General features: G+C 54.8%; 25 protein-coding genes, 1 pseudogene and 1 other annotated feature. Of the genes and pseudogenes, 19 read left to right on the top strand and 7 right to left on the bottom strand.

Annotated features, from left to right (window positions below; all coding sequences use genetic code 11):
* Nucleotides 1–114: 114 nt before the first annotated feature.
* Nucleotides 115–441, top strand: a complete 327-nt coding sequence (gene trpR, locus ROR01S_RS14115; RefSeq protein WP_015585187.1) for a trp operon repressor — start codon at nucleotides 115–117, stop codon at nucleotides 439–441.
* Here the strand turns inward: trpR and yjjX are convergent.
* Nucleotides 428–943 carry an inosine/xanthosine triphosphatase gene (gene yjjX / locus ROR01S_RS14110; RefSeq protein ID WP_004857681.1) on the bottom strand — a complete coding sequence of 172 codons (516 nt, stop codon included), beginning with the start codon at nucleotides 941–943 and terminating at the stop codon, nucleotides 428–430. The two genes, trpR and yjjX, sit on opposite strands and share 14 nt — an antisense overlap.
* A gap of 113 nt (nucleotides 944–1,056) precedes the next feature.
* Between yjjX and gpmB the strand changes: the two genes are divergently transcribed.
* Nucleotides 1,057–1,704 carry a 2,3-diphosphoglycerate-dependent phosphoglycerate mutase GpmB gene (gene gpmB / locus ROR01S_RS14105; RefSeq protein ID WP_004857683.1) on the top strand — a complete coding sequence of 216 codons (648 nt, stop codon included), beginning with the start codon at nucleotides 1,057–1,059 and terminating at the stop codon, nucleotides 1,702–1,704.
* Here gpmB and robA read toward each other — a convergent pair.
* Complete coding sequence (robA, locus tag ROR01S_RS14100; RefSeq protein WP_004857685.1) at nucleotides 1,701–2,570, bottom strand: MDR efflux pump AcrAB transcriptional activator RobA; 870 nt, start codon at nucleotides 2,568–2,570, stop codon at nucleotides 1,701–1,703. The genes gpmB and robA overlap by 4 nt on opposite strands.
* 209 nt (nucleotides 2,571–2,779) lie before the next feature.
* On the opposite strand from robA, the gene creA reads away from it, so the two are divergent.
* Nucleotides 2,780–3,253 carry a protein CreA gene (creA, locus tag ROR01S_RS14095; protein WP_004857687.1) on the top strand — a complete coding sequence of 158 codons (474 nt, stop codon included), beginning with the start codon at nucleotides 2,780–2,782 and terminating at the stop codon, nucleotides 3,251–3,253.
* 86 nt (nucleotides 3,254–3,339) lie between these two features.
* On the opposite strand, the gene arcA is transcribed toward creA, so the two are convergent.
* A complete protein-coding gene (gene arcA / locus ROR01S_RS14090; RefSeq protein WP_002887843.1) occupies nucleotides 3,340–4,056 on the bottom strand; it encodes a two-component system response regulator ArcA in 717 nt (238 codons plus the stop codon).
* Nucleotides 4,057–4,151: 95 nt separating this feature from the next.
* Here arcA and yjjY point away from each other — a divergent pair, with 95 nt between their 5' ends.
* The 7 genes from yjjY to ROR01S_RS14065 all read left to right on the top strand — a co-directional run bounded on the left by yjjY (nucleotide 4,152) and on the right by ROR01S_RS14065 (nucleotide 10,934).
* Nucleotides 4,152–4,292 (top strand): YjjY family protein, encoded by a 141-nt coding sequence (gene yjjY, locus ROR01S_RS27100; protein WP_049268126.1) that lies wholly within the window; start codon nucleotides 4,152–4,154, stop codon nucleotides 4,290–4,292.
* Between the two features lie 396 nt (nucleotides 4,293–4,688).
* The gene (locus ROR01S_RS14085; RefSeq protein WP_004857688.1) at nucleotides 4,689–5,375 is read left to right on the top strand and encodes a tRNA/rRNA methyltransferase; all 687 of its coding nucleotides are present in this window, start codon (nucleotides 4,689–4,691) and stop codon (nucleotides 5,373–5,375) included.
* Between the two features lie 212 nt (nucleotides 5,376–5,587).
* Nucleotides 5,588–5,656 (top strand): thr operon leader peptide, encoded by a 69-nt coding sequence (gene thrL, locus ROR01S_RS26225; protein WP_071824685.1) that lies wholly within the window; start codon nucleotides 5,588–5,590, stop codon nucleotides 5,654–5,656.
* Nucleotides 5,595–5,712, top strand: a sequence feature (Thr leader region). (Overlaps the previous gene by 62 nt.)
* A 25-nt stretch (nucleotides 5,713–5,737) precedes the next feature.
* Complete coding sequence (gene thrA / locus ROR01S_RS14080) at nucleotides 5,738–8,200, top strand: bifunctional aspartate kinase/homoserine dehydrogenase I (RefSeq protein ID WP_004857691.1); 2,463 nt, start codon at nucleotides 5,738–5,740, stop codon at nucleotides 8,198–8,200.
* Between the two features lies 1 nt (nucleotide 8,201).
* Complete coding sequence (gene thrB / locus ROR01S_RS14075) at nucleotides 8,202–9,131, top strand: homoserine kinase (protein ID WP_004857693.1); 930 nt, start codon at nucleotides 8,202–8,204, stop codon at nucleotides 9,129–9,131.
* A 3-nt stretch (nucleotides 9,132–9,134) separates the two neighbouring features.
* Nucleotides 9,135–10,421, top strand: coding sequence for a threonine synthase (thrC, locus tag ROR01S_RS14070; RefSeq protein WP_004857695.1), 1,287 nt, complete (start codon nucleotides 9,135–9,137; stop codon nucleotides 10,419–10,421).
* Nucleotides 10,422–10,646: 225 nt separating this feature from the next.
* The gene (locus ROR01S_RS14065; protein WP_032716546.1) at nucleotides 10,647–10,934 is read left to right on the top strand and encodes a DUF2502 domain-containing protein; all 288 of its coding nucleotides are present in this window, start codon (nucleotides 10,647–10,649) and stop codon (nucleotides 10,932–10,934) included.
* 41 nt (nucleotides 10,935–10,975) lie between these two features.
* Here ROR01S_RS14065 and yaaA read toward each other — a convergent pair whose 3' ends face one another.
* Together yaaA and ROR01S_RS14055 are read right to left on the bottom strand one after the other, a co-directional pair.
* Entirely contained in the window at nucleotides 10,976–11,752 is a 777-nt protein-coding gene (yaaA, locus tag ROR01S_RS14060; protein ID WP_004857698.1) for a peroxide stress protein YaaA, read from the bottom strand.
* Between the two features lie 77 nt (nucleotides 11,753–11,829).
* Nucleotides 11,830–13,260, bottom strand: a complete 1,431-nt coding sequence (locus ROR01S_RS14055) for an alanine/glycine:cation symporter family protein (protein ID WP_015585184.1) — start codon at nucleotides 13,258–13,260, stop codon at nucleotides 11,830–11,832.
* 203 nt (nucleotides 13,261–13,463) lie between these two features.
* Here ROR01S_RS14055 and tal point away from each other — a divergent pair, with 203 nt between their 5' ends.
* The 3 genes from tal to ROR01S_RS14040 all read left to right on the top strand — a co-directional run bounded on the left by tal (nucleotide 13,464) and on the right by ROR01S_RS14040 (nucleotide 16,548).
* Nucleotides 13,464–14,417, top strand: coding sequence for a transaldolase (gene tal / locus ROR01S_RS14050; protein WP_004857701.1), 954 nt, complete (start codon nucleotides 13,464–13,466; stop codon nucleotides 14,415–14,417).
* A 110-nt stretch (nucleotides 14,418–14,527) separates the two neighbouring features.
* Nucleotides 14,528–15,115 (top strand): molybdopterin adenylyltransferase, encoded by a 588-nt coding sequence (gene mog, locus ROR01S_RS14045; protein WP_015585183.1) that lies wholly within the window; start codon nucleotides 14,528–14,530, stop codon nucleotides 15,113–15,115.
* Between the two features lie 122 nt (nucleotides 15,116–15,237).
* Nucleotides 15,238–16,548 (top strand): MFS transporter, encoded by a 1,311-nt coding sequence (locus ROR01S_RS14040; RefSeq protein WP_064359594.1) that lies wholly within the window; start codon nucleotides 15,238–15,240, stop codon nucleotides 16,546–16,548.
* Between the two features lie 57 nt (nucleotides 16,549–16,605).
* Here ROR01S_RS14040 and satP read toward each other — a convergent pair whose 3' ends face one another.
* Nucleotides 16,606–17,172: an acetate uptake transporter gene (gene satP, locus ROR01S_RS14035; protein ID WP_004857706.1), complete on the bottom strand. Its 567-nt coding sequence runs from the start codon at nucleotides 17,170–17,172 to the stop codon at nucleotides 16,606–16,608.
* 440 nt (nucleotides 17,173–17,612) lie between these two features.
* Here satP and dnaK point away from each other — a divergent pair, with 440 nt between their 5' ends.
* The 4 genes from dnaK to nhaR all read left to right on the top strand — a co-directional run bounded on the left by dnaK (nucleotide 17,613) and on the right by nhaR (nucleotide 23,101).
* Nucleotides 17,613–19,529: a molecular chaperone DnaK gene (gene dnaK / locus ROR01S_RS14025; RefSeq protein WP_004857708.1), complete on the top strand. Its 1,917-nt coding sequence runs from the start codon at nucleotides 17,613–17,615 to the stop codon at nucleotides 19,527–19,529.
* Between the two features lie 87 nt (nucleotides 19,530–19,616).
* The gene (gene dnaJ, locus ROR01S_RS14020; RefSeq protein ID WP_004857710.1) at nucleotides 19,617–20,753 is read left to right on the top strand and encodes a molecular chaperone DnaJ; all 1,137 of its coding nucleotides are present in this window, start codon (nucleotides 19,617–19,619) and stop codon (nucleotides 20,751–20,753) included.
* A gap of 223 nt (nucleotides 20,754–20,976) precedes the next feature.
* Nucleotides 20,977–22,149 (top strand): Na+/H+ antiporter NhaA, encoded by a 1,173-nt coding sequence (gene nhaA / locus ROR01S_RS14015; RefSeq protein ID WP_064359593.1) that lies wholly within the window; start codon nucleotides 20,977–20,979, stop codon nucleotides 22,147–22,149.
* A 52-nt stretch (nucleotides 22,150–22,201) separates the two neighbouring features.
* Complete coding sequence (gene nhaR / locus ROR01S_RS14010; RefSeq protein WP_004857714.1) at nucleotides 22,202–23,101, top strand: transcriptional activator NhaR; 900 nt, start codon at nucleotides 22,202–22,204, stop codon at nucleotides 23,099–23,101.
* 62 nt (nucleotides 23,102–23,163) lie between these two features.
* Here the strand turns inward: nhaR and rpsT are convergent, their stop codons facing one another.
* Entirely contained in the window at nucleotides 23,164–23,427 is a 264-nt protein-coding gene (gene rpsT / locus ROR01S_RS14005; RefSeq protein WP_003018940.1) for a 30S ribosomal protein S20, read from the bottom strand.
* 119 nt (nucleotides 23,428–23,546) lie between these two features.
* Here rpsT and ROR01S_RS27555 point away from each other — a divergent pair.
* Nucleotides 23,547–23,750: pseudogene (locus tag ROR01S_RS27555) on the top strand (DUF2575 domain-containing protein); the annotation flags it as partial.
* 7 nt (nucleotides 23,751–23,757) lie between these two features.
* Nucleotides 23,758–24,696 carry a bifunctional riboflavin kinase/FAD synthetase gene (gene ribF, locus ROR01S_RS14000; protein ID WP_004857719.1) on the top strand — a complete coding sequence of 313 codons (939 nt, stop codon included), beginning with the start codon at nucleotides 23,758–23,760 and terminating at the stop codon, nucleotides 24,694–24,696.
* The last annotated feature ends 14 nt before the right edge of the window (nucleotides 24,697–24,710 follow it).

Genomic DNA, 24,710 nt, shown 5'->3' with positions numbered 1-24,710 from the left:
GTGCTGTTATGCGAAAGCCATAGAGTATTGACCGGAGTATGTTATGCTTTGTACTCGTTAATGAGTACATCCGACAGGCGGCCTTGGTCGCCTGTCTCAACATGGCGGCGTAACATGACCCAACAATCCCCTTATTCAGCGGCTGTAGCCGAACAGCGTCATCAGGAATGGCTTCGCTTTGTGGCGTTACTCCAGCAGGCGTACGCCGACGATCTGCATCTGCCATTGCTGCAATTAATGTTGACGCCCGACGAGCGCGAGGCGCTGGGCACGCGCGTACGGATTATTGAAGAGTTGCTGCGTGGCGAGATGAGCCAGCGTGAGCTGAAAAGCGAGCTCGGCGCCGGAATTGCCACCATTACCCGTGGCTCTAACAGTCTGAAATCAGCGCCACCCGAGCTACGACAGTGGCTGGAGCAGGCGCTGCTTAACGGTAAATAAGGTTATGGAACGGGCTTAATGCCAGTACTACCGCCTGGTGGTAGACGCTGCTGCGCGTGAGCTTCCCGGCGGTAAAGACGCCGATAGCCCCTTCTTTACGACCAATTTCATCGATGCCGGTATGTTGTGACATCACCGGCCCTAGTGCTTCCCCGGCACGCACTTTTTCCAGAATCACCGCCGGCAGCGGCAGCGTCGCCGAGCGCGCTTCGCCGCGCTGATGACGATCCTCGATCACTACCCAGCTAAAGGTGCTGCCCTCATCGATCCCGGCTTCAATGGCCACCCAGAAGTCAGCATTTGGCTGCACGGCGCGCGCATTGGCGACCCTGTTTCGTGCGCCAGCACGCGTTTCCTCGTTACCAAACGGTTGTTCCGGCACACCACTCTCGACGGAGATGGACTCAATGTGGCAGGATCCTTCGCCGAAGATCTCGTTAAAAGCCTGTAGAATTGCCTGAATTTTGGCGGGATTAGTGGTAGCTGAGACAACATGGTGCATAATCAAACAACTCAGAATAAATTTACGTCATCGCAGTATACTCCAAATCGTTTTCGTTGCAGCGCGCGACGCCGGCAACCGAAATTGTGAAGAGCACAGAACGGAAAAATAGCATGTTACAGGTACACCTTGTTCGCCATGGCGAAACGCAGTGGAACGCCGAGCGGCGCATTCAGGGCCAGTCAGACAGCCCGTTAACCCCTCACGGCGAGCGCCAGGCCTGGCAGGTCGGCGAACGCGCCAGAACGTTAGGCATTACGCATATCATTGCCAGCGATTTGGGGCGTACGCGCCGGACGGCAGAGATTATCGCGGAAGCCTGCGGTTGCGATGTCATCCTTGATTCACGGCTGCGTGAGCTGGATATGGGGGTTCTTGAGAAACGTCATATCGACTCGTTAAGCGAGGAAGAAGAAGAGTGGCGTCGCCGGTTGGTTGATGGGACCCCGGACGGCCGTATCCCGCAGGGGGAGTCGATGCTGGAGCTGAGCGAGCGTATGCACGCGGCGCTGGCGTCCTGCCTGGAACTGCCTGCCGGAAGCCGGCCGCTGCTGGTGAGTCACGGTATTGCGCTGGGCTGTCTGGTCAGTACGATTCTGGGGCTGCCGGCACACGCGGAACGCCGCCTGCGTCTGCGTAACTGCTCAATTTCTCGCGTTGATTATCAGCAGAGTCTGTGGCTGGCATCGGGCTGGGTCGTGGAAACCGCGGGGGATGTGTCGCATCTTGACGCCCCCGCGATGGATGAACTGCAGCGTTAACGACGAATCGGGATCAGGTATTCGCAACGCAGCTGAATCGGCGTTTCTTGATCCCGGCTTTCATCCTCAGGGAAGAAGCGTTCGATATCCAGACCCTTGCGGCGGGTAAGGTTCAGCATTGGCATGCAGGTGCCATACACCGTCAGGATAAACTCCTGCAGTCCGCTTCCTAACCCTTCATAAGTGAACATCACATACTCGCCGCCTTCCAGAATTATCGGATGGGAGTTGTGCAGGTGGCCGTTGGCCATCTCCGGCGTCAGCGCAGTGGTGTAGAAGACCTCTTGCTCGTCATCTTTCTCGAGACTAGGACGCGGTTCATGCAGACCGTACAGCGTAGGCGGAATCGACGGCGAATTGCCGAGGAAATCACGCCAGAACTGAACGCGCATCTGGTTACGGAAGTCGGAGATCTCCTCCAGCTTGCAGGTGTAGCTCTGAGTGATGCCAATCAGCTGGGTATTGCTCAGGGTGACAAACTCATGCTGCGGCATTGTGAATTCACCCAGGCGCAGCGGGGGACGCATCCCGTAAGAGCTCCAGTCAGGAGAGCGGCGGTACAGCGCCGGCGTTAACGAAAACTGCTTTTTAAACGCGCGGGTGAAGGTCTGCTGCGAGTCGAAACGATACTGTAGCGCAATGTCGAGAATCGGGCGGGCGGTCAGGCGCAGGGCGACCGCTGATTTGGATAAACGGCGAGCGCGAATATAGGCACCGATGGCTTGGCCGGTCACGTCTTTAAACATTCTTTGCAAATGCCACTTGGAATAACCCGCCTTGGCTGCCACATTATCTAGTGAGAGCGGTTGATCCAGGTGACCTTCCAGCCAGCTAAGGAGATCGCGAATAATCCCTGCTTGATCCATAAAATGTCCTCATCCTTAAACTCAGGTGCCTGCTACTAAGGTAGCGGATAATAGCATTTTTTGATGTTTTAGCATTCAGTGTTTTTTTTGCTTATAAATGCGATTTGTCAGCAAGTTTTTTAGCTGTTTTGGTAACGCTGTGATCTATAAACCTTTTCCGTTGAGTCTATAATCATCACTTAGCAAAATTTTAAGAAAATGGTAACAATATGAAATACAAGAGGTTAGTTGCGGGGCTGCTTTTACTGGCGGGATGTCAGGTTGCGCAGGCGGAACAAATTGGCTCCGTCGATACCGTATTCAAATTCTTTGGTCCGGATCATAAAATCGTCGTTGAGGCTTTCGACGATCCGGATGTTCAGAACGTGACGTGCTATATCAGCCGGGCGAAAACCGGCGGGATTAAGGGCGGTCTGGGTCTGGCGGAAGATACGTCAGATGCGGCAATTTCTTGCCAGCAGGTAGGGCCGATCGAACTGAACGATAAAATCAAAAACGGTAAGTCGCAGGGCGACGTGGTTTTCCAGAAACGTACTTCGCTGGTGTTTAAAAAGCTGCAGGTGGTCCGTTTTTACGATAGCAAACGTAATGCGCTGATCTACCTCAGCTATTCGGATAAAGTCGTTGACGGTTCGCCGAAGAATGCGCTCAGCGCCGTGCCTATCATGCCGTGGAATAAATAACGCGGCGCATCGTGGCATCTGATTCGCACATAAAAAAACGGCGCATTAAGCGCCGTTTTTACGTTGCGGGAGCAGGAAAACGAATGCTATTCCTGCAGGTCACCGCAGAAGCGATAACCTTCGCCGTGAATCGTGGCGATGATTTCCGGCGTATCCGGAGTAGATTCGAAATGCTTACGAATGCGACGGATGGTCACGTCAACGGTACGGTCGTGCGGCTTAAGCTCACGGCCGGTCATTTTCTTCAGCAGTTCAGCACGTGACTGGATCTTGCCCGGGTTCTCGCAGAAGTGCAGCATCGCGCGGAATTCACTGCGCGGCAGCTTGTACTGCTCACCATTTGGGCTGACCAGCGAACGGCTATTGATATCCAGTTCCCAGCCGTTGAACTTGTAGCTTTCTACGCTGCGACGCTCTTCGCTCACGGTACCCAGATTCATGGTACGGGAGAGGAGGTTGCGTGCGCGAATAGTCAGTTCACGAGGGTTGAACGGTTTAGTGATATAGTCATCAGCGCCGATTTCGAGGCCCAGAATCTTATCAACTTCGTTATCGCGGCCGGTAAGGAACATCAGCGCGACGTCAGCCTGTTCACGCAGTTCACGCGCTAACAGGAGACCATTTTTACCTGGCAGGTTGATATCCATGATCACCAGGTTGATATCATTTTCAGACAGGATCTGATGCATTTCCGCGCCATCGGTCGCTTCGAACACATCATAACCTTCTGCTTCGAAAATACTTTTTAACGTGTTGCGTGTTACCAACTCGTCTTCAACGATAAGAATGTGCGGGGTCTGCATGTTTGCTACCTAAATTGCCAACTAAATCGAAACAGGAAGTACCAAAGTCCCTGACCTGCCTGGTACATGTCGCAAATTAACATGCCCGGCGTAACATGACTAAAGTACGTAATTGCGTTCTTGATGCACTTTCCATCAACGTCAACAACATCATTAGCTTGGTCGTGGGTACTTTCCCTCTGGACCCGACGGTGTCAAAAACGGCTGTCATCCTAACCATTTTAACAGCAATATAACAGGCTAAGAGAGGCTGAACACCCCATAAAACTACGCTTCGTTGACATATATCAAATTCAATTGTAGCACGTTAACAGTCTTGTGAAATCATTGCATTAAAATGCTATTTATAGTCACAAATCTTACACAGCTCAAATGGTTGCGCTGGTAAATTGATAAACATGTTGAATCCAATGACCGTTCAGCGCGGTTGCGACAAATATCATTGGCAAACATATGGATAAATGCGTTCTGTTAACATACTCCGTCCCGTGGTTCGTTGGAAACAGTTTAGGCTTTTTTATGGGTAATAACGCGCAATTTTAGTGATTTTTGTTGCAAATTTGTAAATTTTCGCCGCGTAAAATGGGGATGCTTTTCATTTTCGCCGCGTGAGAGAGTAGAAGAGAGCCACCATGCACGTATCTATTGTATTAGTCGCCCCGGCCAGGGCAGAAAACGTTGGCGCGGCGGCACGCGCGATGAAAACAATGGGTTTTCGCGACCTGCGTATCGTTGACAGCGATGCCCACCTTCAGCCTGCGGCGCGTTGGGTTGCGCATGGATCCGGAGATATTCTCGATAACATAAGCACTTATCCAACGCTGGAACAGGCGCTGCATGACGTTGACTTTACCGTTGCGACAACGGCCCGCAGCCGGGCGCGCTTCCATTACTACGCCACGCCGCAGCAGCTGCTGCCGCTGATGGCGGAGAAAGCCGGGTGGATGAACCATGCGGCGCTGGTATTTGGTCGGGAAGATTCCGGGCTGACTAACGAAGAGCTGGCTTTGGCTGATGTGCTGACCGGCGTGCCGATGGTGGCCGACTATCCTTCGCTTAACTTAGGGCAGTCGGTGATGGTTTATTGCTATCAATTGAGCGCGTTGGTTCAGCAGACGTCGGCCGTTTCTGCCGGCGTCGATGAAAATCAGCTGCAGGCATTACGTCTGCGGGCGCTCGATTTATTGACCCGACTGGGCGTAGCTGAAGACCTCAAACTGACCGACTGGCTCCAGCAGCGAATTGGGCTTTTAGAGCAGCGAGACACGGCAATGTTGCACCGATTACTACACGATATTGAAAAAAACCTGCCAGAGTAAAGTTCTGCTATAAGTTTTAAGTATGGTTATATCTGCCAGTATCAAGCGCTGCGTATCGCAAATTCAGGTGAATTGTCAGGTCATTGTGGCGCATTGGCCCGCTGCAGCGTAGCGGGTGAAATGTAAAAATTCGTTGACTTAAACCGGCAGATACTTTAACCAATATAGGCACAGGACACAGACAGATAAAAATTACAGAGTACACAACATCCATGAAACGCATCAGCATGATGACAACCATTATCACCATCACCATTACCACAGGTAACGGTGCGGGCTGACGCGTACAGGAAACACAGAAAAAAGCCCGCACCTGAACAGTGCGGGCTTTTTTTTCGACAAAAAATCTAGGGGTAACAACCATGCGCGTGTTGAAGTTCGGCGGTACATCAGTGGCAAATGCAGAACGTTTTCTGCGGGTTGCCGATATTCTGGAGAGCAATGCCAGGCAGGGGCAGGTAGCAACCGTCCTGTCTGCCCCGGCGAAAATTACCAACCATCTGGTTGCGATGATTGAAAAAACCATCGGCGGCCAGGACGCGCTCACCAATATCTCCGACGCTGAACGCATTTTTGCTGAACTGCTGCAGGGCCTCGCCGACGCGCAACCGGGGTTCCCGCTGGCACAGCTGAAAGCCGTTGTCGCGCAAGAGTTTGCCCAGATTAAACACGTGCTGCACGGTATCAGCCTGCTTGGTCAGTGCCCGGATAGCGTCAACGCCGCGCTGATTTGCCGCGGTGAGAAGCTATCTATCGCCGTCATGGCGGGCCTGCTGGAAGCTCGCGGGCACAAAGTTAGCGTGATAAATCCCGTCGAAAAACTGCTGGCCGTTGGCCATTACCTCGAATCCACTGTCGATATCGCTGAATCGACTCGCCGCATTACCGCCAGCCAAATTCCGGCCGACCATATGGTGCTGATGGCCGGGTTTACCGCCGGGAACGAAAAAGGGGAGCTGGTGGTGCTGGGACGCAATGGCTCAGACTACTCTGCTGCCGTGCTGGCCGCCTGCCTGCGCGCCGACTGTTGTGAAATCTGGACCGATGTCGATGGGGTATATACCTGCGACCCGCGTCAGGTTCCCGATGCGCGTCTGCTGAAGTCGATGTCATATCAGGAAGCGATGGAGCTCTCCTACTTCGGGGCGAAAGTTCTGCATCCGCGCACCATTGCTCCTATCGCTCAGTTCCAGATTCCCTGCCTGATCAAGAATACCGGTAATCCACAGGCGCCAGGCACGCTGATCGGCGCCAGCCTTGATGAAGACGGTCTGCCGGTCAAAGGCATTTCTAACCTCAATAATATGGCGATGTTTAACGTCTCCGGTCCGGGGATGAAAGGCATGGTCGGTATGGCCGCCCGCGTGTTTGCCACCATGTCCCGCGCCGGAATTTCAGTCGTGCTGATTACCCAGTCGTCATCGGAATACAGCATCAGTTTCTGCGTACCGCAGAGCGACTGTGCACGCGCAAAACGGGTGATGGAAGATGAGTTCTATCTGGAGCTGAAAGAGGGCCAGCTGGAGCCGCTGTCGATCATGGATCGTCTGGCGATCATCTCCGTGGTGGGCGACGGTATGCGTACGCTGCGCGGGATCTCGGCGAAGTTCTTCGCCGCGCTGGCCCGCGCTAATATCAATATCGTGGCGATTGCCCAGGGCTCTTCCGAGCGTTCTATTTCCGTGGTGGTCAGCAATGATGATGCGACCACCGGAGTACGCGTAACTCACCAGATGCTGTTCAACACCGATCAGGTGATTGAGGTCTTTGTTATCGGCGTCGGCGGCGTCGGTGGCGCGCTGATTGAACAGATCAAGCGTCAGCAGGGCTGGCTGAAGAACAAACATATCGACCTGCGCGTCTGCGGCGTGGCTAATTCACAGGCCTTGCTGACTAACGTGCACGGGCTGAATCTCGAGAACTGGCGCGCGGAGCTGGCCGAAGCGAAAGAGTCGCTGAACCTGGGCCGCCTGATTCGTCTGGTCAAAGAGTACCATTTGCTGAACCCGGTTATCGTCGACTGTACCTCCAGTCAGGCGGTCGCCGATCAGTACGCCGATTTCCTGCGCGAGGGTTTCCACGTGGTGACGCCGAACAAAAAGGCCAATACCTCCTCGCTGGATTACTACCATCAGCTGCGCCATGCCGCCAGCAGCTCGCGACGCAAATTCCTCTACGACACCAACGTTGGCGCCGGTCTGCCGGTAATTGAAAACCTGCAAAACCTGCTCAACGCTGGCGATGAGCTGCTGCACTTCTCCGGTATTCTTTCCGGATCTCTGTCGTTTATTTTCGGTAAGCTGGATGAGGGCATGAATCTCTCCGAGGCAACAACGCTGGCGCGCGAGATGGGGTATACCGAACCGGATCCGCGAGACGATCTTTCAGGCGTCGATGTTGCGCGCAAGCTGCTGATTCTGGCTCGTGAAACCGGCCGTGAGCTTGAGCTGTCTGACATTGTCGTCGAACCGGTACTGCCTGCACAATTTGATGCCAGCGGCGACGTTGAGAGCTTTATGGCACGCTTGCCTTCGCTGGATAACGAGTTTGCTTCCCGGGTTGCCCAGGCTCGTGATGAAGGTAAAGTCTTGCGTTACGTCGGTAACATCGAAGAGGATGGAACCTGTCGCGTGAAAATTGCTGCCGTTGACGGTAACGATCCGCTGTTCAAAGTGAAAAATGGTGAAAACGCCCTGGCCTTTTACAGCCATTATTATCAGCCGCTGCCGCTGGTGCTACGCGGCTATGGTGCAGGTAACGACGTTACGGCGGCCGGTGTGTTTGCTGACCTGTTGCGCACCCTGTCATGGAAGTTAGGAGTTTAAGATGGTCAAAGTATATGCCCCGGCTTCCAGTGCCAATATGAGCGTCGGGTTTGATGTGCTGGGCGCGGCGGTGACGCCGGTCGATGGCACCCTGCTGGGGGACAACGTTTCGGTCGAGGCGGCGGACAGTTTCAGCCTGCAAAACGTTGGCCGCTTTGCCAGCAAGCTGCCCTCAGCGCCGCAGGAAAACATTGTTTACCAGTGCTGGGAGCGTTTCTGTCAGGAAATCGGCAAAAAGGTTCCGGTGTCGATGGTACTGGAAAAAAACATGCCGATTGGTTCCGGTCTCGGCTCCAGCGCCTGTTCTGTCGTCGCCGCGCTGGTGGCGATGAATGAATTCTGCGGTAAGCCGCTGAATGAGATGCGCATGCTGGCGCTGATGGGGGAGATGGAAGGGCGCATTTCCGGCAGCATCCACTATGACAACGTTGCGCCCTGCTACCTGGGCGGCATGCAGCTGATGATTGAAGAGAATGGCATCATCAGCCAGCAGGTTCCGGGTTTTGACGAATGGCTGTGGGTGCTGGCTTATCCGGGAATTAAAGTTTCGACGGCGGAAGCGCGTGCCATCCTCCCGGCGCAGTATCGCCGCCAGGACTGTATCGCTCACGGTCGTCACCTGGCGGGCTTTATTCATGCCTGCTACACCCGCCAGCCGCAGCTGGCAGCGAAATTGATGAAAGATGTAATTGCCGAACCGTATCGCACCAAACTGCTGCCGGGCTTCAGCGAAGCGCGTCAGGCGGCGATGGAGATCGGTGCGCAGGCGTGCGGCATCTCAGGCTCCGGCCCGACGCTGTTTGCGCTATGCGATAAGCCGGAAACCGCGCAGCGCGTCGCGGACTGGCTGGGCACGCATTATCTGCAGAATCAGGAAGGCTTCGTTCATATTTGCCGGCTGGATACGGCGGGCGCACGAGTAGTGGGATAACCAATGAAACTCTATAATTTAAAAGATCATAACGAACAGGTCAGCTTTGCGCAGGCCGTTACGCAGGGGCTTGGCAAGCAACAGGGGCTGTTCTTTCCGCACGATCTGCCGGAATTTAGCCTGACTGAAATTGACGACATGCTGGAGATGGATTTGGCCTCCCGCAGCGCCAGAATTCTGTCGGCCTTTATTGGCGACGAGATCCCGCAGGAGATCCTCAAAGAGCGCATCGCCGCCGCTTTCACCTTCCCGGCTCCGGTCAGCAAGGTGCAGGATGATATTGGCTGCCTGGAGCTGTTCCACGGCCCGACGCTGGCGTTTAAAGATTTCGGCGGCCGCTTTATGGCGCAGATGTTGACCCATATCGCCGGCGACAAACCGGTGACGATTCTGACCGCCACCTCCGGTGATACCGGCGCGGCAGTTGCGCATGCGTTTTACGGCCTGCCGAATGTCAAAGTCGTTATTCTGTATCCGCGCGGCAAGATCAGCCCGCTGCAGGAAAAACTGTTCTGCACCCTGGGCGGCAACATTGAAACCGTGGCGATTGATGGCGATTTCGACGCCTGCCAGGCGCTGGTGAAACAGGCGTTTGACGACGAAGAGCTGAAGGTTGCTCTGGGCCTGAACTCGGCGAACTCCATCAATATCAGTCGTCTGCTGGCGCAGATTTGCTACTACTTCGAAGCGGTCGCACAGCTGCCGCAGGAAGCCCGCAACCAGCTGGTCATCTCCGTACCGAGCGGTAACTTTGGCGATCTGACCGCCGGTCTGCTGGCGAAGTCTTTAGGGCTGCCGATTAAGCGCTTTATTGCCGCCACCAACGCCAATGACACCGTGCCGCGCTTCCTGCAGGACGGCAACTGGGCGCCGAAAGCGACTCAGGCGACGCTGTCTAACGCCATGGACGTCAGCCAGCCGAACAACTGGCCGCGCGTGGAAGAGCTGTTCCGTCGCAAAATCTGGCGTCTGAACGAGCTGGGCTATGCCGCCGTGGACGATGAAACCACGAAACAGGCGATGCGCGAGCTAAAAGCTATTGGTTACACCTCAGAGCCGCACGCCGCCATCGCCTGGCGCGCGCTGCGCGACCAGCTGCAGCCGGGCGAATACGGTCTGTTCCTCGGTACCGCGCACCCGGCGAAATTCAAGGAGAGCGTCGAAGAGATCCTCCAGGAGACGCTGCCGCTGCCGAAAGAGCTGGCCGATCGCGCCGACCTGCCGCTGCTGTCGCATAATCTGCCGGCGGATTTCGCCGCGCTGCGCCAGCTGATGATGGGCAAAGCATAACGGCCTTTTTTCGCCGCACGATGTTCTCAGGCCGGGCCTCTACGCCCGGCTTTTTTATCGGCGAAAAAGGAGGAATTATGCAGAAAAAAGGCAGGGAAAATGGATGAATTACCAATAAATGCCGGGGGGCAAAGATTAGGATTGCGGAGAATAACCCGCACCGTTGCTCAGGGGTAATCTTTGGTTATCGCCCCCATGCGGGGACTGTTAATGAAGGGGAAACCTATGTCAACGCTGAAGTCTGTGATCCTTGCGCTTTCGATGTCGCTGGTGGCTCCTGCTGTGGTTCACGCATCGGAGATCACGCTGGTGCCGGCAGTCAAACTGCAAATTGGCGATCGCGACAATTACGGTAACTACTGGGACGGCGGTCGCTGGCGCGACCACGAATGGTGGGGCCGTCATTATGACTGGCGCGATAACCACTGGCGCGCGCACGATGAGCATCGCCATGATCATCATGATGACCACGATCGCGGCCGCGGCCCGGATCGTGACTGGCGCCATCACTAAGTCTTCCCTCCCGGTCGCCATGAGGGCGGCCGGGAAGGGAATTAGCGTTCGTGGCGTTTAAAGACCATCTCATCTTTCTGACCGGAGGCTTCGGCGTCGAAGAAATAGCCTTCGCTGTTGAAACGGGTTAGCTGTTCAGGCTGGGTTAAGCGGTTTTCAATGATATAGCGGCTCATTAACCCGCGCGCCTTTTTGGCATAGAAACTGATCACTTTAAACTGGCCGTTTTTCTCATCGAGGAACACGGGCTTAATGATTCTTCCCTGCAACTGTTTTGTCTTCACCGACCGGAAGTATTCGTCAGAAGCCAGGTTAATCACGATATCGTCTCCCTGAGCTTTCAGCGCCTGATTGAGTTTATCGGTAATCACCTCGCCCCAGAACTGGTAGAGATCTTTGCCTTTGCTATTTTCCAGCTTAATGCCCATCTCCAGGCGATAGGGCTGCATCAGATCCAGCGGGCGCAGCACGCCGTAGAGGCCGGAAAGCATACGCAAATGTCGCTGGGCAAAATCGAAATCGTCTTCGCTGAGGGTTTCTGCCTGCAGTCCGGTATAAACGTCGCCTTTAAAAGCCAGAATGGCCTGGCGCGCGTTTTGCGGCGTGAAGTCCGGCTGCCAGTCATGAAAGCGGGTCGCATTCAGATCCGCCAGCTTATCGCTGATGCTCATCAGTTTGCCGATCTGTGGCGCCGAGAGCCGGCGCGCGACGCCGATCAGCTCCTGGGAATACTCCAGAAGTTCAGGCTGGGTGTAGCGTGCTGTGGCCAGCGGGCTTTGGTAGTCGAGCGTTTTGGCAGGTGAAATAAGAATCAGCATATCCGGTCCTTGCAGGGAATTTTCCGTGACTTTAACAAAAAAAGAGCGCGGTGGGATCGATAGCTGCGATTGCCGCGCTATTCACGCGGCACTTCATCCCAGGCTCCAGGCGCCAGCTGCTGGTTAATTTCCGGGTAGCGCGTGGCGTCAAAGGTCGGTCGTACGCCCAGTCGTCGCTGGGTGAGATAATCACTGGCCAGGATCCGTACCGTAGGCGACAGCAGTAAAATAGCGGTCAGGTTAGTGATGGCCATCAGCGCCATAATGGTATCCGCCAGCTGCCAGACAACCGGCAAACCGACCAGCGTGCCGGCGATAACCATGACCAGAGTGAGGATCCGCAGCGCCCAGATATGACGAGGGCTGTTAATGCGCAGAAATATCAGGTTATTTTCAGCGTAGATGTAGTTTGCGACGATAGAACTGAAGGCAAAGAGCAGCACGACGATCGCCACGAATCCCGCCCCCCAGCCGCCGACCAGTGATGTCATGGCGTGCTGGATGCTCTGGATACCGTTCGCGGCATCTTCCGCGTCGTCTAGCGGCGCCAGCATGATAATGACGGCGCTGGCGGTACAGATAACTATCGTATCGATGAGGACGCCAATCATTTGCACGATCCCCTGCGCCGCCGGATGCGGAGGCCAGGAAGCCGCTGCCGCCGCGGCGTTAGGCGTTGACCCCATCCCCGCTTCGTTCGAGAACATACCGCGCTGAAAACCACTGGTCAGCGCCTGGCTGATGGTATAGCCCACTGCGCCGGCGGCGGCTTCCTGCCAGCCGAACGCGCTGCGGAAAATGGACTCGAAAATGGCCGGCAGCGCCGTAATGTGCCAGAGGCCAATCAGCAGGCTGGTAGTCACCCAAAGCAGAGCCATCAGCGGCACAATCCACTGCAATAGCTTCGCCACGCCCCGCAAACCCCGCACGATAACCAGCAGGATCACCAGTGCCAGCGCGCAACCGGTAACGATAGCGGGAAGGTCAAAGGCATAGGTCATCGCATTCGCGATGGAGTTGGCCTGCACGGTGTTAAAAATAACCCCATAGGCCAGCAGGAGCAGGATAGAAAACACGATGCCCATCCAGCGCATTCCTAAACCCCGGGACATATACCAGGCCGGGCCGCCGCGAAATTGCCCGTGGGCATCGCGTTCTTTGTAGAGCTGGGCAAGAGAACATTCGGCAAAGCTGCTGGCCATGCCGAGCAGCGCAGAAACCCACATCCAGAAGACGGCGCCGGGTCCGCCGGCGGAGATAGCCAGCGCGACGCCGACCAGGTTGCCGCTGCCCACGCGCGCCGCGAGGCTGGTGCACAGGGCCTGGAAAGAGGTTAATCCGCCGGGCTGAGGCTGGAGGCTTTTCTTTAGACTTTTCCCAAACTGGCGAACATAACGAAACTGAATGAATTTTGTTCGCCAGGTAAACCAGATGCCGGCGCCCAGTAACAGATAAATCATTACGGAGCCCCAGAGTATTTCATTGATAAAAGAGAAAAAATCAGGCATTAACCATCCTCTTGTCCATGCCGGAACGCTAGTGTAAGCGTTACCAATTCAGTGACAATCCCTTAGCTTTCAGAGAATTAATTCATCCAGTTTATCACACTCTGCGCTCTTGCATGGTCCGCAGTTGCGCTGAACATGCAGCGTGTTATCATCTTGGCAGACCGGTTACATCCCCTTAACTGCTGTTTAAGAGAAACACTATCATGACGGATAAATTGACTTCTCTGCGTCAGTACACCACTGTCGTAGCTGATACCGGAGATATTGCGGCAATGAAGCTGTATCAGCCTCAGGATGCCACGACTAACCCTTCTTTGATCCTCGGCGCGGCTCAGATTCCTGAGTACCGTAAGCTGATTGATGACGCTGTCGAGTGGGCCCGCGGCCAGAGCAGCGATCGCGCTCAGCAGATTATCGATGCTTCCGATAAGCTGGCGGTGAACATTGGTCTCGAAATTCTTAAGCTGATTCCAGGCCGTATTTCGACCGAAGTTGATGCGCGCCTCTCGTATGACACCCAGGCATCTATCGCGAAAGCGAAACGCATCATCAAACTGTATAACGATGCGGGCATCGGCAACGATCGCATTCTGATTAAACTGGCTTCCACCTGGCAGGGTATTTGCGCTGCCGAGCAGCTGGAAAAAGAAGGCATCAACTGTAACCTGACTCTGCTGTTCTCCTTCGCTCAGGCTCGCGCTTGTGCTGAAGCGGGTGTATTCCTGATCTCTCCGTTCGTTGGTCGTATTCTCGACTGGTACAAAGCGAACACCGATAAGAAAGAGTACGCGCCGGCTGAAGATCCGGGCGTCGTTTCCGTCAGTGAGATCTACGAGTACTACAAGCAGCACGGTTATGAAACTGTCGTGATGGGCGCAAGCTTCCGTAACGTCGGTGAAATCCTTGAGCTGGCCGGCTGCGATCGCCTGACTATCGCTCCGGCTCTGCTGAAAGAGCTGGCGGAAAGCGAAGGGGCTATCGAGCGTAAACTGGCGTTCAGCGGCGAAGTAAAAGCGCGTCCGGAACGCATCACCGAAGCCCAGTTCCTGTGGCAGCACAACCAGGATCCGATGGCGGTGGACAAGCTGGCGGAAGGTATCCGTAAGTTTGCGATCGACCAGGAAAAACTGGAAAAAATGATCGGCGACCTGCTGTAATCATTTGGGCGTGGCCGGGCTCCCGGTCACGCTACTTCTCCTGAACTCTGTCTGTATTTCCTTCCAGCGTGTATCATTCCGTCTAATTGTACTGTTTGAACGGAATAACGATGAATACCTTACGAATCGGCTTAGTTTCCATTTCCGATCGCGCCTCCAGCGGCGTCTATCAGGATAAAGGCATCCCGGCACTTGAAGAGTGGCTGGCGCGTGCGCTGACGACCCCCTTTGAGCTCGAGACCCGTCTGATCCCTGACGAACAGGTGATTATCGAACAAACGCTGTGTGAGCTGGTTGACGAGATGGCCTGCCATCTGGTGTTAACTACCGGCGGGACCGGTCCGGCCCGACGCGACGTGACGCCGGATGCCACCCTGGCCGTCGCCGACCGCGTTATGCCAGGATTTGGTGAGCAAATGCGCCAGGTTAGCCTACACTTCGTTCCGACGGCTATCCTTTCTCGTCAGGTTGGCGTTATCCGCAAGCAGGCGTTGATTTTGAATCTGCCGGGCCAGCCGAAAGCCATTCAGGAAACCCTTGAAGGCGTTAAAGATGCTGACGGCAAGGTTCTGGTGCACGGGATCTTCGCAAGTGTACCTTATTGTGTACAGTTGCTGGAGGGGCCGTATGTGGAGACAGACGCGGAAGTTGTAGCGGCTTTTCGCCCAAAAAGCGCGAGGCGCGAAACTTTATCCTGAATTTAATACTTTCCTGACATAACCTGCATTGTCGGTGGTGTGCCGTTTTATTTACGATATAGTGTTTTTTACTTTACACATTTCGTGATGACACCTACACACCTCTGGATGAATCGCTCGTTATGTCACAACATACCCGACCTCTGAATCGACAAGATTATAAAACCCTGACGCTGGCCGCCCTTGGCGGCGCGCTGGAGTTTTATGATTTCATTATCTTTGTCTTCTTCGCCGCCGTCGTTGGCGAACTGTTCTTCCCGGCGGATATCCCGGAATGGCTGCGTCAGGTGCAGACCTTCGGCATCTTTGCCGCGGGCTACCTGGCGCGTCCACTGGGCGGCATTATTATGGCCCACTTCGGCGATCTGGTCGGGCGCAAGAAGATGTTCACCCTGAGCATTCTGCTGATGGCATTGCCGACGCTGGCGATTGGTTTGCTGCCGACCTACGCGTCGACAGGCATTGCCGCGCCGCTGCTGCTGTTGCTGATGCGCATTCTGCAGGGGGCGGCTATCGGAGGGGAAGTGCCCGGCGCCTGGGTTTTTGTCGCCGAACACGTGCCGGAAAAGCGCATTGGTATCGCCTGCGGCACCCTCACTGCGGGCCTGACGGTTGGCATTCTACTGGGATCGGTGGTCGCGACGCTGATTAATACCAGCCTGACGCCGCAGGGGATTCACGACGGCGGCTGGCGTATTCCCTTCCTGTTAGGCGGCGTATTTGGTCTGGTGGCCATGTATCTGCGTCGTTGGCTGCAGGAGACGCCGATATTTCTCGAAATGCAGCAGCGTAAGGCGTTAGCACAGGAGCTGCCGGTCAAATCGGTGGTGCTTAAACACCAGAAAGCGGTGGTGGTTTCCATGCTGCTGACCTGGCTGTTATCCGCCGGCGTGGTGGTGGTGATCCTGATGTCACCGGTCTGGCTACAAAAGCACTACGGTTTTGCCCCGGCCATCACCCTGCAGGCCAACAGTATTGCCACCATTATGCTCTGCATCGGCTGTCTGCTGGCAGGGCTGGCGGCGGATCGTTTTGGCGCCAGCCGCACGTTCATCGTCGGCAGTTTGCTACTGGCGCTCTCCAGCTGGGCGTTCTATCACCTTTCCGGCAGCAGTCCACAGCAGCTGTTCCTGCTGTATGGCACGGTGGGATTATGCGTCGGGGTTGTGGGCGCCGTACCTTACGTCATGGTGCGCGCTTTCCCGGCGGAGGTTCGCTTTACCGGCATTTCCTTCTCATATAACGTCTCTTACGCCATTTTTGGCGGTCTGACGCCGATTGTCGTGACCATGCTGATGGGCGTTTCGCCGATGGCACCTGCATGGTACGTGCTGGCGCTTTCGCTGATGGGGCTGGGATTAGGGATCTGGCTGCGCCAGGGGATGAACCGTGATGTGGCTGCCGCCGGCGGGGAGTTGCAGCGCCTGCCTTAACGTTCTGCAACGTTCTGCGAGCAATACCCTCGCCCGTCGGGACGAGGGTATTTTTTATCAATGAGGTGCGCCGATCGGCAGTACGGTGCGACCAAACTGTTCGTTCAGTACTTCACCCATCGCCAGATAAATAGCGCTACCGCCGCAGACTAAACCAATCCAGCCCGCGATTTTTACGAGACCTTCATTATCTGCCAGGTGACCGATTGCCAGCAGCGCAAACAGAACGGTCAGGCTGAGGAAAACGAATTGCAGCATTCGTGCGGCTTTCAGGGTACCGAAGAACATAAACAACGTGAAGACTCCCCACAGACCGAGATACATGCCGAGGAAGTGCGCATCAGGTGCTTCTGCCAGGCCCATTTTCGGCATGAGAAGAATAGCGACCAACGTCAGCCAGAAGGCGCCGTAGGACGTAAAAGCGGTTAAACCAAAGGTATTGCCTTTTTTAAATTCCAGCAGGCCTGCGAAAATCTGCGCAATACCGCCGTAAAAAATGCCCATCGCCAGGATAGCTACATCAAACGCGAACAGGCCGCTATTTGCCAGATTAAGCAGAATAGTGGTCATGCCGAAGCCCATAAGGCCCAGCGGTGCCGGATTAGCCAACTTAGTGTTGCCCATAATTCCTCAGAATAATGATTAGAAAGGGAAGCATTACCCCGCCACTCGGTGACGGGGCGCGGCATCATAATGAGGCGCAGGGTAACTGTCTATGATCTGGCGGGGTATTTTTCGCCAATTTACGCTGGCGCGGATAAATGGCGATCGTTCGCTATCGGCAGCCGGGCGCGGAGGCGTCTGGCGGGACGCGTGCTATCGATAAAAGCCGCTTTTTTACCGGTTTATTCAGTCGGCCTTGTTTATTCGTCTCTTTACCCGGCAAGAAAGTGAAAAATTTTTTTGCTTGCCCCCTTGAGGAAGCGGTGGGCGACCCCATCTTGTAGTCAACCGCAGTGAATGAACCTGAAAAAAATGATGTCTGGGCAGTTGAAACCATAGGTTTCGCCCTTATTACAGGTTTACAACCACATGTTGATCGAATTTTTAGTGGAGACGTTTAGATGGGTAAAATTATTGGTATCGACCTGGGTACTACCAACTCTTGTGTAGCGATTATGGATGGCACTACTGCACGTGTGCTGGAGAACGCCGAAGGCGATCGCACCACGCCTTCTATCATTGCTTATACCCAGGATGGTGAAACTCTGGTTGGTCAGCCGGCTAAACGTCAGGCAGTGACAAACCCGCAAAACACCCTGTTTGCGATTAAACGCCTGATTGGTCGCCGCTTCCAGGACGAAGAAGTTCAGCGTGACGTATCCATCATGCCGTACAAAATCATCGGCGCCGACAACGGCGACGCATGGCTTGATGTGAAAGGTCAGAAAATGGCGCCGCCGCAGATTTCTGCTGAAGTGCTGAAAAAAATGAAGAAAACGGCTGAAGATTACCTGGGTGAGCCGGTAACTGAAGCGGTTATCACCGTACCTGCATACTTCAACGATGCTCAGCGTCAGGCAACGAAAGATGCCGGCCGTATCGCAGGTCTGGAAGTCAAACGTATCATCAACGAACCGACCGCCGCTGCACTGGCTTACGGTCTGGATAAAGAAGTCGGCAACCGTACTATCGCGGTTTACGACCTCGGTGGTGGTACCTTCGATATCTCTATTATCGAAATCGACGAAGTTGACGGCGAAAAAACCTTCGAAGTTCTGGCAACCAACGGTGATACCCACCTGGGTGGTGAAGACTTCGATAGCCGTATGATCAACTACCTCGTTGATGAGTTTAAGAAAGATCAGGGCATTGACCTGCGTAACGATCCGCTGGCCATGCAGCGTCTGAAAGAAGCGGCTGAAAAAGCGAAAATCGAGCTTTCTTCCGCTCAGCAGACCGACGTGAACCTGCCGTACATCACTGCAGATGCCACCGGTCCGAAACACATGAACATCAAAGTGACTCGTGCGAAACTGGAAAGCCTGGTTGAAGATCTGGTGAACCGTTCTATCGAGCCGCTGAAGGTTGCGCTGCAGGACGCGGGTCTGTCCGTGTCTGACATCCAGGACGTTATCCTGGTTGGTGGTCAGACTCGTATGCCAATGGTGCAGAAGAAAGTGGCTGAGTTCTTTGGTAAAGAGCCGCGTAAAGACGTTAACCCGGATGAAGCTGTGGCGATCGGTGCTGCGGTTCAGGGTGGTGTACTGACTGGTGAAGTCAAAGACGTTCTGCTGCTGGACGTTACCCCGCTGTCGCTGGGTATCGAAACCATGGGCGGCGTGATGACTGCGCTGATCAACAAGAACACCACTATCCCGACCAAGCACAGCCAGGTGTTCTCTACTGCAGAAGACAACCAGTCTGCGGTAACCATCCACGTGATTCAGGGTGAGCGTAAACGCGCTTCCGATAACAAATCACTGGGTCAGTTCAACCTGGATGGGATTAACCCGGCACCGCGCGGTATGCCGCAGATCGAAGTCACCTTCGACATCGATGCTGATGGTATCCTGCACGTGTCCGCCAAAGACAAAAACAGCGGTAAAGAGCAGAAAATCACCATTAAGGCCTCTTCTGGTCTGAACGAAGAAGAAATTGCCAAAATGGTTCGTGATGCGGAAGCGAACGCTGAATCTGACCGTAAGTTCGAAGAACTGGTTCAGACCCGTAACCAGGGCGACCATCTGCTGCACAGCACGCGTAAGCAGGTTGAAGAAGCGGGCGACAAACTGCCGGCTGACGACAAAACTGCCATCGAGTCTGCGCTGACCGCGCTGGAAACTTCACTGAAAGGTGAAGACAAAGCGGACATCGAAGCGAAAATGCAGGCGCTGGCTCAGGCTTCCCAGAAGCTGATGGAAATTGCTCAGCAGCAACACGCTCAGCAGCAGGCTGGCGGTGCTGAAGCTTCTGAAAGCAACGCGAAAGACGACGATGTCGTTGACGCCGAGTTTGAAGAAGTGAAAGACAAAAAATAATCGCCCTTTGAACGGGTAAAACACTGGCACGGGCGAAGAGGTTTCCTCTCCGCCCGTGCACGCATGTTAAGGGGCTGAAAAACACCAATGGCAAAGCAAGATTATTACGAGATTTTGGGCGTTTCCAAAACAGCGGAAGAGCGTGAAATCAAAAAGGCTTACAAGCGCCTGGCCATGAAATACCACCCGGACCGTAACCAGGGTGATAAAGAAGCCGAAGCGAAGTTTAAAGAAATTAAAGAAGCGTATGAAATCCTGACTGATGACCAGAAGCGTGCGGCCTACGATCAGTACGGCCACGCCGCCTTTGAACAAGGTGGCATGGGCGGCGGCGGCGGTGGTTTTGGCGGCGGTGCCGATTTCAGCGATATCTTTGGCGACGTGTTTGGCGATATCTTCGGCGGCGGTCGTGGCCGTCAGCGTGCGGCGCGTGGCGCTGACCTGCGCTACAACATGGACCTGACGCTGGAAGAAGCCGTTCGCGGCGTGACTAAAGAGATTCGCATCCCGACGCTGGAAGAGTGTGACGTCTGCCACGGCAGCGGCGCGAAAGCCGGTAGCAAACCGCAAACCTGTCCAACCTGTCACGGTGCCGGTCAGGTGCAGATGCGCCAGGGCTTCTTCGCCGTTCAGCAAACCTGTCCGCATTGCCAGGGACGCGGTACGCTGATTAAGGATCCGTGCAACAAATGCCACGGTCACGGCCGTGTCGAGAAGACTAAAACCCTGTCGGTCAAAATCCCGGCGGGTGTTGATACCGGCGATCGTATTCGTCTTTCAGGCGAAGGCGAAGCGGGCGAGCACGGCGCTCCGGCTGGCGATCTGTACGTTCAGGTCCAGGTTAAGCAGCACGCTATCTTTGAGCGCGAAGGCAATAACCTGTACTGCGAAGTGCCGATCAACTTCACCATGGCTGCCCTCGGCGGCGAGATTGAAGTCCCGACGCTGGATGGCCGCGTCAATCTGAAGGTGCCTGGCGAAACGCAGACCGGTAAGCTATTCCGCATGCGTGGCAAAGGCGTGAAATCCGTACGCGGTGGCGCGCAGGGCGATCTGCTGTGCCGCGTGGTGGTTGAAACGCCGGTAGGGCTTAATGAAAAACAGAAACAGCTGCTGAAGGATCTTCAGGAAAGTTTTGGCGGCCCAACGGGTGAAAAAAACAGCCCGCGCTCCAAAAGTTTCTTTGATGGCGTGAAGAAATTCTTCGACGACCTGACGCGCTAATCTGCTGCGATTCTGAAAAGCCACTTTATTGTTAAAGTGGCTTTTTTGTTTCCAGCCCGCTATCTGTTAATGATGGCTGAATCCCTCCGGTCAGAGTCGCACTTTGCCGTCTGTCTTATATCGTAAAAATCGAGCTATAACGCAATAATAATCTTATTTTTTCGAAGTGTTATGGCGACTAGAATAGTTTCATCGATGAATTAGCCTTATAGAGAGAGTAAAAGTGAAACATCTGCAGCGTTTTTTCAGTAGCGATGCTTCAGGGGGCATTATCCTCATTTTTGCGGCCGCGTTGGCCATGCTGTTGGCTAATACTGACGCGACCAGCGGTATTTACCATTCCTTTCTGGAAACACCCGTTCAGCTGCGTGTTGGTGCGTTAGAAATCAATAAGAACATGCTGCTGTGGATTAACGATGCGCTGATGGCCGTCTTCTTCTTACTGATTGGTCTGGAAGTGAAGCGAGAGATGATTCAGGGGGCGCTGGCCAGCCGCCGTCAGGCCGTTTTCCCGGTCGTGGCTGCCTTGGGTGGGATGATTGTCCCGGCGCTGATCTACCTGGCGTTTAATGCTCAGGATCCGATTACCCGGGAGGGGTGGGCGATTCCGGCGGCGACCGATATCGCTTTTGCGCTGGGCGTGCTGGCGCTGTTGGGCAGTCGCGTACCGCCGGCGTTGAAAATCTTCCTGATGGCGCTGGCGATTATCGACGACCTGGGCGCCATTATCATCATTGCCCTGTTTTATACCAGTGACCTTTCCGTCCTGTCGCTGGGCGTGGCGGCTGGGGCGATTGCCGTGCTGGTCGCGCTCAATCTTTGTGGCGTCCGACGCACCGGTATCTATATCCTGGTCGGCGCGGTGCTATGGACTGCGGTCCTGAAGTCCGGGGTTCATGCGACGTTAGCCGGGGTGATCGTTGGCTTTATGATCCCGCTGAAGGAGCAGGGCGGTAAATCACCGGCTAAGCAGCTTGAGCATGTCCTGCATCCGTGGGTGGCTTACCTGATTCTGCCGCTTTTCGCCTTCGCTAACGCAGGCGTCTCGCTGCAAGGGGTAACGATTGAAGGACTGACGTCACTGCTGCCGCTGGGGATTATTGCCGGGCTGTTTATCGGCAAACCGCTGGGTATCAGCCTGTTCTGCTGGCTGGCGTTAAAACTGAAATGGGCATCGCTGCCGGAAGGGACGACCTGCAAGCAGATTGTGGCGGTCGGCATTCTGTGCGGGATTGGCTTCACGATGTCGATTTTCATCGCCAGTCTGGCCTTCAGCAGCGTTAACCCTGGCTTAATCAACTGGGCCAAGCTGGGCATCCTGATTGGATCGGTCCTGTCGGCCGTGACCGGGTATATGATACTACGCAGGCGTATTGCGGATACCACGACGGCTTAACATTCGACGGGGAGCCTGTAAGGGCTCCCCTGGCATTATCAGGGAGAGAAACATGTCGCATATTAATTACAACCACCTGTATTACTTCTGGCACGTTTACAAAGAAGGTTCTGTTGTCGGCGCCGCGGAGGCTTTGTTTCTGACGCCGCAGACCATTACCGGGCAAATCAAAGCGCTCGAAGAGCGTTTGCAGGGGAAATTGTTTAAACGCAAGGGGCGGGGGCTGGAGCCGAGTGAACTGGGCGAGCTGGTATTCCGCTATGCGGACCGCATGTTCACGCTGAGCCAGGAGATGCTCGATATTGTGAACTACCGCAAAGAGTCTAACCTACTGTTCGATGTCGGCGTTGCCGATGCTTTGTCGAAACGACTGGTGAGCGGGGTGCTGGATGCGGCGGTAGTGGATAATGAACAGATTCATCTGCGTTGCTTTGAATCGACTCACGAAATGCTGCTTGAACAGCTCAGCCAGCACAAGCTCGATATGATCATCTCAGACTGCCCCATCGATTCCACCCAGCAGGAAGGGCTGTTCTCCGTACGTATCGGCGAGTGCAGCGTGAGCTTCTGGTGTATGAACCCGCCGCCGGAAAAACCGTTCCCCGCCTGTCTGGAGGAGCGTCGTCTGCTGATCCCCGGTCGGCGCTCGATGCTGGGACGCAAGCTTCTGAACTGGTTCAACTCCCAGGGGCTGAAGGTCGAGATTCTCGGTGAGTTTGACGATGCGGCGCTGATGAAGGCGTTCGGTGCGGCGCATAATGCGATTTTTGTCGCGCCGACGCTTTACGCGCATGACTTCTATCAGGACGAGACGATTATTGAGATCGGACGGATGGAGAATGTGATGGAGGAGTATCACGCCATTTTTGCCGAAAGGATGATTCAGCATCCGGCGGTGCAACGGATTTGCAATCGCGACTATTCGTCACTCTTCACGACGCCGCAGCCGTAACTGACAGACATAAAAAAACCCGCTTTCGCGGGTTTTTTTACAAAGCGATAACAAGCAGACGATTAAGCCAGTTTGTTGATCTGAGCGGTCAGGTTTGCTTTATGACGCGCAGCTTTGTTTTTGTGGATCAGACCTTTAGCAGCCTGACGGTCCACGATTGGTTGCATTTCGTTAAATGCTTTCAGTGCAGTAGCTTTGTCGCCAGCTTCGATAGCTGCGTATACTTTCTTGATGAAAGTACGCATCATAGAGCGACGGCTAGCGTTGTGCTTGCGGGCCTTTTCAGACTGAACGGCGCGCTTCTTAGCTGATTTGATATTAGCCAAGGTCCAACTCCCAAATGTGTTCTATATGGACAATTCAAAGGCCGAGGAATATGCCCGTTTAGCCTTCTTTTGTCAATGGATTTGTGCAAATAAGCGCCGCTTAAAACAACGACGCTTTATTACGTAGTGATGGCGCAAGATTCTACCAGCTTGTTGCTGGCGAATACAGCCTTTCCACCATAAAAATCGCTGGGCTCGGGTAGTTTTTGCCGCATTCCCGCGCTGAGTTGATGAATTCCCGGGATCTTTCGGTTAAGAGGTGCAATCGCTGGTTAACGTCGTCAGTTGTACAAGGTATACTCGGACGATTTTCACTGTTTTGAGCCAGACATGAAGCTGATACGCGGCATACATAATCTCAGTCAGGCGCCGCACGGGTGCGTGCTGACCATTGGTAATTTTGACGGTGTGCATCGCGGGCATCAGGCGCTGCTGCAGCGTTTGCGCGCCGAGGGCCGCCAGCGTGGTTTACCGGTGGTGGTGATGATTTTCGAACCACAGCCGCTGGAGCTGTTTGCCGCCGATAAGGCGCCCGCCCGTTTGACGCGTCTGCGGGAAAAGCTGAGCTATCTGGCTGAAAGCGGCGTCGACTATGTGCTGTGCGTGCGCTTTGACCGCCGCTTCGCCGCCCTGACCGCCCAGGATTTTATCAGCGAACTGCTGGTGCGCCGGTTAGGCGTGCAGTTCCTCGCTGTGGGGGATGATTTCCGCTTTGGCGCTGGTCGCCAGGGGGATTTCTTGTTATTACAGAAAGCCGGGGCGGAATATGGTTTTGACGTAACCAGCACCCAAACTTTCTGCGAAGGCGGCGTACGTATCAGCAGCACGGCGGTGCGCCAGGCGCTGGCGGATGACGACCTTGTGCAGGCGGAAAACCTGCTGGGTCATCCCTTTACGATCTCCGGACGCGTGGTCCACGGCGATGAGCTGGGGCGCACTATTGGTTTTCCGACGGCGAACTTACCGCTACGCCGTCAGGTTTCCCCGGTAAAAGGGGTCTATGCGGTGGAAGTAACAGGACTGGGCGACAAACCGCTGGTGGGCGTCGCCAACATTGGCACCCGTCCAACGGTTGCTGGCGTTCGCCAGCAGCTGGAAGTGCATTTGCTGGACGTTGTAATGGACCTTTATGGTCGCCATATAGACGTAATACTGCGTAAAAAAATACGTAACGAGCAGCGATTTGCGTCGCTTGATGAGCTGAAAGCGCAAATTGCACGTGATGAGTTAACGGCCCGCGAGTTCTTTGGGCTGGCCAGGCAGGCATAAGTCTGTTGGTGTTT

The sequence above is a fragment of the Klebsiella ornithinolytica NBRC 105727 = ATCC 31898 genome, assembly GCF_001598295.1.
GTDB classification, from domain to species: domain Bacteria; phylum Pseudomonadota; class Gammaproteobacteria; order Enterobacterales; family Enterobacteriaceae; genus Klebsiella; species Klebsiella ornithinolytica.
Note: the sequence above shows the minus strand (reverse complement) of the source record. Positions and strands in the feature narration are given on the sequence as shown.

What these genes read in the sequence shown, in the direction of transcription:
- thrB (WP_004857693.1), top strand. Translation starts at nt 8,202, where the DNA reads ATGGTCAAAGTATATGCCCCGGCTTCCAGTGCCAATATGAGCGTCGGG.
- yjjY (WP_049268126.1), top strand. Translation starts at nt 4,152, where the DNA reads ATGACTAAAGTACGTAATTGCGTTCTTGATGCACTTTCCATCAACGTC.
- satP (WP_004857706.1), bottom strand. Translation starts at nt 17,172, where the DNA reads ATGGGCAACACTAAGTTGGCTAATCCGGCACCGCTGGGCCTTATGGGC.
- nhaR (WP_004857714.1), top strand. Translation starts at nt 22,202, where the DNA reads ATGTCGCATATTAATTACAACCACCTGTATTACTTCTGGCACGTTTAC.
- dnaK (WP_004857708.1), top strand. Translation starts at nt 17,613, where the DNA reads ATGGGTAAAATTATTGGTATCGACCTGGGTACTACCAACTCTTGTGTA.
- ROR01S_RS14040 (WP_064359594.1), top strand. Translation starts at nt 15,238, where the DNA reads ATGTCACAACATACCCGACCTCTGAATCGACAAGATTATAAAACCCTG.
- creA (WP_004857687.1), top strand. Translation starts at nt 2,780, where the DNA reads ATGAAATACAAGAGGTTAGTTGCGGGGCTGCTTTTACTGGCGGGATGT.
- thrA (WP_004857691.1), top strand. Translation starts at nt 5,738, where the DNA reads ATGCGCGTGTTGAAGTTCGGCGGTACATCAGTGGCAAATGCAGAACGT.
- ROR01S_RS14055 (WP_015585184.1), bottom strand. Translation starts at nt 13,260, where the DNA reads ATGCCTGATTTTTTCTCTTTTATCAATGAAATACTCTGGGGCTCCGTA.
- yaaA (WP_004857698.1), bottom strand. Translation starts at nt 11,752, where the DNA reads ATGCTGATTCTTATTTCACCTGCCAAAACGCTCGACTACCAAAGCCCG.
- thrC (WP_004857695.1), top strand. Translation starts at nt 9,135, where the DNA reads ATGAAACTCTATAATTTAAAAGATCATAACGAACAGGTCAGCTTTGCG.
- robA (WP_004857685.1), bottom strand. Translation starts at nt 2,570, where the DNA reads ATGGATCAAGCAGGGATTATTCGCGATCTCCTTAGCTGGCTGGAAGGT.
- yjjX (WP_004857681.1), bottom strand. Translation starts at nt 943, where the DNA reads ATGCACCATGTTGTCTCAGCTACCACTAATCCCGCCAAAATTCAGGCA.
- arcA (WP_002887843.1), bottom strand. Translation starts at nt 4,056, where the DNA reads ATGCAGACCCCGCACATTCTTATCGTTGAAGACGAGTTGGTAACACGC.
- tal (WP_004857701.1), top strand. Translation starts at nt 13,464, where the DNA reads ATGACGGATAAATTGACTTCTCTGCGTCAGTACACCACTGTCGTAGCT.
- trpR (WP_015585187.1), top strand. Translation starts at nt 115, where the DNA reads ATGACCCAACAATCCCCTTATTCAGCGGCTGTAGCCGAACAGCGTCAT.
- gpmB (WP_004857683.1), top strand. Translation starts at nt 1,057, where the DNA reads ATGTTACAGGTACACCTTGTTCGCCATGGCGAAACGCAGTGGAACGCC.
- ROR01S_RS14085 (WP_004857688.1), top strand. Translation starts at nt 4,689, where the DNA reads ATGCACGTATCTATTGTATTAGTCGCCCCGGCCAGGGCAGAAAACGTT.
- ribF (WP_004857719.1), top strand. Translation starts at nt 23,758, where the DNA reads ATGAAGCTGATACGCGGCATACATAATCTCAGTCAGGCGCCGCACGGG.
- ROR01S_RS14065 (WP_032716546.1), top strand. Translation starts at nt 10,647, where the DNA reads ATGTCAACGCTGAAGTCTGTGATCCTTGCGCTTTCGATGTCGCTGGTG.
- dnaJ (WP_004857710.1), top strand. Translation starts at nt 19,617, where the DNA reads ATGGCAAAGCAAGATTATTACGAGATTTTGGGCGTTTCCAAAACAGCG.
- mog (WP_015585183.1), top strand. Translation starts at nt 14,528, where the DNA reads ATGAATACCTTACGAATCGGCTTAGTTTCCATTTCCGATCGCGCCTCC.